9 protein-coding genes are annotated in these 8,797 nt (G+C 53.7%); 8 read left to right on the top strand and 1 reads right to left on the bottom strand.

All coding sequences use genetic code 11. From position 1 onward, the window contains the following. Window positions 1-4: 4 nt before the first annotated feature. Window positions 5-1,648: a ShlB/FhaC/HecB family hemolysin secretion/activation protein gene (locus tag QWJ10_RS22775; RefSeq protein WP_289929808.1), complete on the bottom strand. Its 1,644-nt coding sequence runs from the start codon at window positions 1,646-1,648 to the stop codon at window positions 5-7. A 460-nt stretch (window positions 1,649-2,108) separates the two neighbouring features. Here QWJ10_RS22775 and QWJ10_RS23230 point away from each other — a divergent pair, with 460 nt between their 5' ends. The 8 genes from QWJ10_RS23230 to QWJ10_RS22740 all read left to right on the top strand — a co-directional run bounded on the left by QWJ10_RS23230 (window position 2,109) and on the right by QWJ10_RS22740 (window position 8,202). Continuing rightward, on the top strand, window positions 2,109-2,387 hold the full coding sequence (locus tag QWJ10_RS23230) for an ogr/Delta-like zinc finger family protein (protein ID WP_354669643.1): 279 nt from the start codon (window positions 2,109-2,111) through the stop codon (window positions 2,385-2,387). 94 nt (window positions 2,388-2,481) lie between these two features. Further along, a complete protein-coding gene (locus tag QWJ10_RS22770; protein WP_289929781.1) occupies window positions 2,482-3,357 on the top strand; it encodes an OmpH family outer membrane protein in 876 nt (291 codons plus the stop codon). Window positions 3,358-4,292: 935 nt separating this feature from the next. Next, window positions 4,293-4,580 (top strand): type II toxin-antitoxin system HigB family toxin, encoded by a 288-nt coding sequence (locus QWJ10_RS22765; protein ID WP_289929780.1) that lies wholly within the window; start codon window positions 4,293-4,295, stop codon window positions 4,578-4,580. A gap of 3 nt (window positions 4,581-4,583) precedes the next feature. Continuing rightward, window positions 4,584-4,985 carry a transcriptional regulator gene (locus QWJ10_RS22760; RefSeq protein WP_289929779.1) on the top strand — a complete coding sequence of 134 codons (402 nt, stop codon included), beginning with the start codon at window positions 4,584-4,586 and terminating at the stop codon, window positions 4,983-4,985. A 71-nt stretch (window positions 4,986-5,056) separates the two neighbouring features. After that, on the top strand, window positions 5,057-5,317 hold the full coding sequence (locus QWJ10_RS22755; RefSeq protein WP_289929777.1) for a hypothetical protein: 261 nt from the start codon (window positions 5,057-5,059) through the stop codon (window positions 5,315-5,317). 709 nt (window positions 5,318-6,026) lie between these two features. Further along, the gene (locus QWJ10_RS22750) at window positions 6,027-6,677 is read left to right on the top strand and encodes an AAA family ATPase (protein WP_074830177.1); all 651 of its coding nucleotides are present in this window, start codon (window positions 6,027-6,029) and stop codon (window positions 6,675-6,677) included. Next, complete coding sequence (locus QWJ10_RS22745; protein WP_289929776.1) at window positions 6,668-7,006, top strand: hypothetical protein; 339 nt, start codon at window positions 6,668-6,670, stop codon at window positions 7,004-7,006. The genes QWJ10_RS22750 and QWJ10_RS22745 overlap by 10 nt, the downstream gene beginning before the upstream one ends. Window positions 7,007-7,362: 356 nt before the next feature. Next, window positions 7,363-8,202: a hypothetical protein gene (locus QWJ10_RS22740; RefSeq protein WP_289929775.1), complete on the top strand. Its 840-nt coding sequence runs from the start codon at window positions 7,363-7,365 to the stop codon at window positions 8,200-8,202. Window positions 8,203-8,797 lie beyond the last annotated feature (595 nt).

Genomic DNA, 8,797 nt, shown 5'->3' with positions numbered 1-8,797 from the left:
AGAATTAAAGTGAGAAATTCAAACTGAAGTAGATCGGGTGTTCGCGCTCGGGCAAGGCGTCCGGACGCTCAAGCGAGTGCGCAAAGGTCACGCTGGTACTGATGTGCTGGCCCCGGATGAAGAACTCGAGCGAGTCGCTCGACAGCCGCCCCTTGGCCTCAGGGTTGTACCGGCCGCCATGGATGACACCCATGTCGTACCCAACCCCGGCGCCGTACTCGCTAAAGACTGGGCGTAGCCAGTCCCAGGCCACCGGCCTTGACCAGCGCAGATCGTTACGCCAGTAGCCACCGGTATCACCGGAGAGCGATTGATCCTTGAAGCCACGTACCGAAGACAGGCCGCCCAGGCTGATGCGTTGAGGGCTGTAGAGCACATCACTGCTGCGCTGGGCGGTGACCAGGCTGCTAAAGCTGAGCGACTCGCCCAGGATCTGCAGCGACTGCATATAGCTCACGGTGGCGGTGTACTTGTTGTAACGCGCCGTGGGTTCGCCCGGGCCCGGATGTCCATCGCCCTGGGCGTCGAATGCTCCAATCCCCTTCTGCCAGCCCAGGTCCAGGTTGACGAAAGCATTACCAATCCGGCGGCCGTGGTTGAGGCCCAGCTGAAACTCGGTGATCCGGTTGCTGCTGATATCCAGACGGCTGTCTTCGATGTAATTATTGGTGCGCAGGTGTGAAAGCCCTGAGTTGATCGAGGTCTTGCTGACCGAATCGCGGTAGACCAAACGCTCAACACGCAGCTGGTGGCTGTCACTGTCACCCGTCTGGGCAAAGGCAAAGCCGGAGGCCTGGGCCTCGGAGGCGTATGCGCTGTGGCTGTAGGTGTAGGAGAAATTCCACCAGCCCCAAGGCAGGTTGTAACTCAGGAACCGATTCTTTGAGGTGCGTGTTCGGTCGCTGACTGCATCGTGACCACTGCGTAGCGTCAACTGATCGGCCAGGCCCAGGGGGCTGTCCCACTCAAACCCTACGCCCCACTGCTGCTCGCCGGTGCTCTTCTGCCCGTCATTGTCTCGCGATAGCGACGCACGCCAGGGCTTGTCTGGTGTGTTTTTGACCTGAACGGTACTGCCGCCTACCTCTTTACCGGGAACCAGCTCCATTTGCGCGTGGTTGGAGGGCAGGCGATTGAGCTGATCGACCATCTGCTCGATTTCACGCAGGTTCAGGATCTCACCTGAGCGGCCTGGATAGGTCATCTCCAGTTCACGTGGTGACAGCCCACTGCTGTCGTCACTGTTGACCCCTTCGAGCTTTCCCTCAACGACCAGGACCTCCAGTCCGCCGTCGGACAAGTCCTGCTGTGGCAGGTAGGCACGGGTTGTGACATAGCCACGTTCGATATAACGGTCGGTAATGCGCTTTAAGAGGTCATTGAGCTGTGGTACACCCAGGCACTGGCCTGTAAACGGGGCGGTCAGCTGATCGCGTTCAGCCGGGGCGAGGTGTTCGGCGCCTTTAAGCTCGATGTGCTGGATAGGAAAGCAGCGGGTATCGGAAGGCTGTGTACTCGGCGCAGGCCCTGCTTCCTTTCCCGGCAGTTCCTTGAGCTCTTCCAGACGCTTGCGCTGCTCTTCCAGCAGGCGATCCTGCCGCTCGCGAATCAGATCGCGATCACCCGGCGAGGCAGCGCCAGGAAACACCTGAGCAAAGCCCGGCGCAGATAAAGCACAGAAAAGAAAAAAGCAAAAAGCCCTTCCATGAGGCTTGGCAAGCACAGTCGTTCCCTCGAAGAGACAGCAAACTTCTTCATAAGGCAGCTAACTATTGTGAGCCGCCTCTCAATAATCTGCTATTTGTATCACATAATTTACATTTGCTTACGTATGTTCCGACAAGCGATGAACTTTTCTACCTGAAAGAGGTATCGCTGCTCTGCTTTGAGGCACATAGAGGAGATTCTATGCTTGATGAGTTGTACCAAAAGGCAGTACCATTCGTCAGATACTGTATGTGTATACAGTTATACTATATGTGATTAACCAGAAGAGCAGTGCCCTCCTCTATCAAGGCTACGAGAATGAAGTACGTACCTGAAAACCCAGCCCCAAACGGCAAAGCTGCCCAGCCTTTACACCTGACTTGCCTAGGTCAGCGGCGGCCATGAAATGTCCATGCTGCCGGGAAAAGCTCCGGATCCGCACGACCACTGAAGAAGCGCCGTGCTTCAAGAACCTCTGGTACGAGTGCTCCAACTTCAGCTGCGGCGCTACCTTCAAGGGACACCAGACCATTGTTCATCAGATCAGGGCGTCTGGCCTTGAGAAGCCTTTCATGGTGGTACCCATGGCCTCCTCGGCTGGAGCGTTAAAGCCCCGACTCGTTCAGGCGACAAACCCGTCTATGCCTCATGAGCTGCCGGTAACCAGGCCGCAGTCATGACCGGCATTTCTAACCCAGCTTAACTCTACCACTAATACCAGCCCAAAGGATTCGATGGGTTTGGGCATGTTTTGCCCGTTGTACAAGGAACGGTATGTCATCCACCCCTTACACCGCTGCCGGCACTATGCAGCGCACCAGCAGGAAACGTCGTGCACCGGCTGATTCGCCGGCCTCTGCGTTTTACCTGCCGGTGGCCAAGCGGGGCAAACCGTTACCTGACCGGGACAAGACGAATGTCGCCAGGCTGTCCGAGGATCAGCGGCGGACGTTTCTGGGCGAAGCCGCAAGACGCGTAAAAGTAGAAGCTAGCGAGCGTAAAGGGCGATGGCTGCGCTCTCTTGATTGCGTTCACCTTTCCGGCCGCCGTGTCAGGCAGGAGGTCTGGAGCAAGCTTGCGGCCATCATCGAACCCATCATGGCCCGCGTCGATATCGCTACCCTGGTGCTTGGCTGGATGGATAACGAAGGCCAATTCCACCTCAATCTGCAGAATGGCATTGCCGTAGATGCAGAGATCCATCAGTGTGCCCTTTCGCGCACGCTAAAAATCCTGGAAAAAGCGCGCTACATCCGTCGCGAGCAGAAGCGGCTATTTCATGATGGCAAGCGCTGGATCACCCGTACCATGATTATTCTGCGGAAGCGTTTGTTTATCGAGCTGGGCCTGGCTCACCAGCTCAAGCAGGCTCGGGAGCGCAAGAAAGAAAAGCGCCGCCTAAAGCTCCAGGAGATCCAGCGCCGAGCCCAGCAAAAGGTACTGCAGCAGGCCGAGGTCGCTATGGCCAAACAAGCCCGCCGCCGCGACTTCCAGGTACGTGAGCGAATCGCTATAGAAAACCGGCAGCAAGAACAGCAGGTTGAGCTCAACCGTAGAAGAGCTGAGCTTGCTGTTCAACTGCATCAGCAAAACCCCAGCCTGACCGGGCGCGCCCTTACCCAGGCGGTAGACGCCTTCCTTCGACAATAGCTTTCCTCCTAAGCGCACCGTTTCCCAGCGGGGCCTCTGCTCGCCTGTATCCCTGCCGTTACCCTCCCACCGTCTCAAAATCCCTCAAAACGCCTCAGATTCGCCCTAAATAGCTCCCGCTTTCGAGTGCGCAATCCGTAATTAAGGCGCATCGGTCAGTTCGCCACTGTGCTGGTTTGAATTAAATGCAAAAAAAAGTGTGGAGTGATACCGCTTCGCTTAAAGAACAGAGCCTTTAAGCTCTGTGCATAACCCAGACACGGTGTAAGGCCAAGCTCCTCTGTATTGATGTTCCCCGACTTCGCGCCTACAGGCGCGCGGGGTCCCCTGGTTTCTCCTTGAGGCAACAGAGCTGCCTGGAGGTCTTAGCGCCCTTCCAGCGGCTGCACGCCGCAGGCGTCGTTTAGCCGCTTCACGGCGCGCCTCTGGCTTCGTCTCGCACGCGAGCCGGGGTAATCAGTAACGGAGGTGCCTGAAAGCCCTTCGCTCGTTCCAAACGGAGCGCGCTGACAGAAGAGCGCCGCGCTCAAAGCAGGTAAAAACGGGAGTAGGCCATATGGACGCACAGGGGGGCGCGGCGAGGGGGACCTCTGCAGGGTTTTGCAGGGCTTTCTCAAGGCTAAAAACGCCTCGAAGCCCCCGCCATGGGCGGCGTAGAGGCCTGTGCAGGGGTGCAGAAAAAGCGACCTATTTAGCCCGCAGGCGTCGTGGGGGGACAACTGCGCGCGCCGGGTGAGGAACCATGCAGGTGCAGGCCAGATCGTCAGCGCAATTTGACTACTTCGGGACTACTCACCATGGTGGCTCCATTCACTGTTTAGGCGCCGGTGTAATACACCCCAATCAAAAATAATAAAATATCTGTATCGCATATTGCGATATTTGGTGGAAGGGAATATTATCACTTTATCGCAAATTGCTATACGGATAAGGGAATGCGGATTATCACGGAAGCCCGGATCAGGGAAGCAAAGGAAAAGTGGCCCCGTGCTGCTTCTGCGCTAGAGCTTTGGCGAATACTGATCAAGCGGAACTCGCCCAAGGATCACGCGGAGCTAAAGCAGTTAAGTCCAGCATTGGACAAGTACAAGGACAAGTACATTTTCGATGTTGGCGGCAACAAGCTGCGAGTCATCGCAACCGTACAGTTCAAGGCCCAGACGGTGTACATCAAGCACGTGCTGGACCACAAAGAATATGATCAAGGCAAGTGGAAGGATTAAAGAATGACCGCCATGCTGAAACAAGCCATTGAACACTGGGCCTTTGTGGCTCCATTGCTTCAGAAGCCCGAGAACGACAAGCAATACAAAGAGCTTGCAGCATCTCTGGATCAGCTGCTGGACATCACCGGCGGCGACGAAGACCACCCGTTGCAAAGTCTTATTCTGCATGTCGCGGATCTAATCGAAGCCTACGATGCCGAAACCTACCCGGAAGAGAAATTCGAACCCCGGGAAATGCTGGCCTACCTGATGAATGAACATAAGCTGCGTCAGAGTGATCTGCCTGAAATTGGCACACAATCGGTCATCTCCGAATTATTGAGCGGCAAGCGCGACCTGAATGTGCGCCAGATTAAAGCGTTGTGCGAGCGCTTCGGCTGCAGCGCTGAAACCTTCATGTAAGGTTTTCCCACCTAGTCTCCAAAGGCACCCAGTGGTGCCTTTTTTATTCCTCAAAGAATCGTGACACGACTATGGGAGCCTATTTCAGGACGGCTTCTCCTCATGGTTTTATCTGTGTTTTCGGCGGCTCGGGCGTAGTGTTAAAAGATAGATATCGACGAAAAGCGCGAGGCTCAGGCCGTCAGCTCTGGACCAGTGGTGAGTTCGAAGCTGAAATTTTCGTTGTGCTAGCCGTGCTAGCGGATCTGGTAACGCTATGCCTGAAGATCAATCCACTTTGTGCTTCTTTTGACTTGGTAGGCCTGCTCAAGCCGCTATCGCGCTTGGGATAAGCCTCAGTCATAACTTCAAGCATACGTCTCTTCAGACGAGGAGAGCTGGCTTACATTGGCTACCTATCCCCTACCTCGGCACGTTTAACACAATACGCATTACGCGAAGTGGCTCTACGTTCTTTTTTCGCAAGAGCAACTTACGCAAGTTAAGTATCTTACGTAAGTTACTTAACTTAAGCGGTCATTGCCTTTCTGAGATTGTGTTGAATCGTACCTGTCAAAGGTTCACATGCATGCTAGGCAGCTAGAAAAAATTAACTATCGAGGATGCTGTCTCGACGCAATCAAAATGCCAGGCATAATGAAAAGCATAGACAGCCGCACGCCCATAGCCTTTCTGAAGATAAGCAACATACATAACTTAAGTAAGTTATGTATGTTGCTTAAGTTATGTAATTTATTAAAGCTTATGAGCTCTGCCAATTCATCGATTTAATATCCGGAATTAAGAGCAGCTAACAAACCCAACAATGAGCGTAGGCAGCGAGCAAGGGTAGGAAATTTCAGTGAGTATCAAGCTTGTGCTTGCCTATATCAGCTAACCAGAAATGGGTCTTGTTCGCGGCTCTAAATGCGGCACGTTTCTGCGTAGCCTCTTCCTCCACCAAGATTTTCAGAGAGGAGGACTGAAATAAGTTACATAAGTTATGCCTTCGTGTATTCTTACGTAACTTACATAATAGAGGGCTTGAGAATGGATGCTTCGATGATCCTTTTGCTTGGTGGGGAAAAAGGTGGAAGTGGAAAGAGCTGCTTGGCACAAAATTTAGCTGTATGGCTACAGGCTCAAGGCGGCGACGTTTTACTGCTAGATGCAGACCCTCAAGGTACTACAGCAGATTGGGCTGCTGAAAGGCAAAATGCAGGTGATCTACCAGCTATTCCTGTAGTTCAAGCACACGGGAATATAAGGCAAACCTTGATGGATCTTCGACGTCGCTATAGGCAAATCGTAGTTGATGCAGGTGGAGCAGATTCTGAAGCTCTTAGATCTGCGATGACCGTAGCTACGCATATGCTGATTCCGTTTCGTCCCAAGCGAAGAGATTTAAAGACTTTGCCTAAGGTTGAAAACCTAGCCCGGCTAGCTATCGCAGTGAACCCAAACCTAACAGTTCGGGCTGTGATTACCCAAGCTCCCTCACTTCCTAGCCAGGTGCAAAGAATTCTTGATGCGAAGGATGCTTGCTCTTCATTTGGTATCGAGCCTCTACAAGCAATCACAACTGCCAGAAATGTTTATGACGATGCTGATGAGAATGGAAGCTCTGTGCTGGAGTCATGCAATGACACAAAAGCAGTAGAAGAAATTGAAAGCCTGGCAAGAGAGCTATGGGGTAATCAGTCATGGGCCTAAAAGACTTAAGGAAGCCAGCAGTCCCTCTTGTTAAAGACGAAAAATTAGGTAGCGATGAGGCAGCAGAGGCGTTCATCTCTGGTGCGCCTGTCTCGACGGCTCCTGCTGTACCTAAAAAGAAAAAGAAATCGCAAGCGGTCTTTGTCCGTACAACCTTTAGCCTTTCCAAAAAGGTAAACAAAGACATCGATAAATTATCGTTGCTTCCAAGAGATTTTAGAGTTTCAAGAAGCGACGTTGTGAGGGCTGGGATTTTGGCTCTATTCCAGCTAGAGCAGGCAGAAGTCCTAGCTCTCCTAGAAAAAGCAAAGAACGAAAACGTTACATAAGTTAAATAACTTATGTAAGTTATTCGCTAAAGAAAGCTGTATCCCGCATCATGACTGGGCTACAGCCGAGCGAATCGACTGTTGTACCAAAGAATTTGGTGTGCTAATTTCGCCTCCAATTTCCATTGGCTGAAGGTTCATGAGGACCTATATCGATTAAGTAGCCATTACAAATACAAATAAAAAAGCCCCGGCTTGTAGGCCGGGGCTTTGAAAAAGATATTGAGTAGCGAGTTTTCTTGGCGGATCGCGCGCTACTCAACACACAGTGAGCAGATTATGGCTTTCACTGCGCGCCTGCGCAACCAGAAAATGTGCCATTTATCGTATGCTCACCGCCGGCGGGGCGGTGAGTCATGGCGTTAAAACAGGGCACGCTACAGCGACAGCATGATGCTCCAGGCTCAGGCTTTTATGCGCCTTTTGCTGGCAAGCCATCCTCGTCCTCAAAGATCGCCTCTCGTAACCCCGGCAAGCTTTCCGAAAAGCAGGCCCAAACGTTCCTGGGCGAAGCCGCACGACGTATCCGTACCGAATGTAAGACCCGGGCAGGCACCTGGCTCTGGCGTCTGGACCGGATTCATAAAAGTGGTTGCCGCACCAAACAGCAACGCTGGGATGCCCTAGCCGCCATCGCTGAGTCGCTCATGTCGAGGGTCGACTTGGCCACACTGGTTCTGGGCTGGATGGACAGTAATGGTGACTTCCGTCTGAACCGGCAACGTCGCCTGGTCGATGATGGTGGTCTGACAGATTGTCGTGTCTCCCGCACACTTAAAGCGCTCGAGGAGGCGGGCTATATCCGGCGTAAGCAGCGCCGCCTGTTCAAGGATGGGGTGCGCTGGATGACACGCACCATGATCCATTTACGCCCGCGGCTGTTTATCGATCTGGGGCTTGGCCATCTCCTGTCGGCCGCCCGCACCCGCAAAAAGAGCGAACGCACCCGCAAGCTGGGCGCCGTTAAACAGCGGCAGCAGATGGAAGCGCTCCAGGCGCTGACCCATCATCACCAGAAGCAACAACGCAAACGCGCTGCCCAGGCCCGAGAGGGGAGAGTACTGGCTGCCCAATACGCAGCGCTCAGCGTAGCCGACCGGAGACAACAAGCGGTATCGCTGCTTGAGCTCAAGGCTCAATACCCCGACCTGTCCGATCAGGACATCCTCACACTGCTTCGCCAACAAGCCGGCTGACCGCTCGGCCTGATCCCCTATGCCAACCCAGGCAAATCACGCTGAAAACGCCCTTAGCGCGCCTCTGAGTGGCCCTTTCTCTGCTGCATAGGACGCCGTTTACATCGTCATTGAACAAGGAATGCGAGAGGTCATTATGGGCGGGATCTTCTTTTTAACTTTTCTGCAAAATTTCAGGTCGAGTGGTACCACAGCTTTGCTGTAAGAAAGCCTTTAAGAACAGTGCAGATCTAAAGCATCTCTCATGACCATACTATTTTAAAAGGATCCCCAACTTCCACGCCTTGCGTGGTGGGGGCCCAGATGCCTTCGGCGACCAGGGGGATAATCCCCCTGGACCCACATTTCTAACACCAAGGGCTGCGCGCCCTTGTCATCCGCGTCGGGGATCGCCCCGAACACTCGGGGGATGGTGACAAAGAGCCGTCACCATCCCCACTCGCAAGGCTCGCTCTTAAGGTCGTGGCATCAAGGGAAATACGGCCGTTGGCCGGTCCTGCGGACGCGGAACCCCAGCAGAGCCGGGGCCCCCCGCCATTTCCCTTGACGCCACAGCGTTACAAGAATGGTGATTGGCTAGAGCCTTACCTACAGC

Source organism: Pseudomonas sp. WAC2, from assembly GCF_030403525.1.
GTDB lineage: Bacteria > Pseudomonadota > Gammaproteobacteria > Pseudomonadales > Pseudomonadaceae > Chryseomonas > Chryseomonas luteola.
The sequence above is the reverse complement of the archived record's forward strand: the minus strand, read 5'-3'. Positions and strand labels throughout refer to the sequence as shown.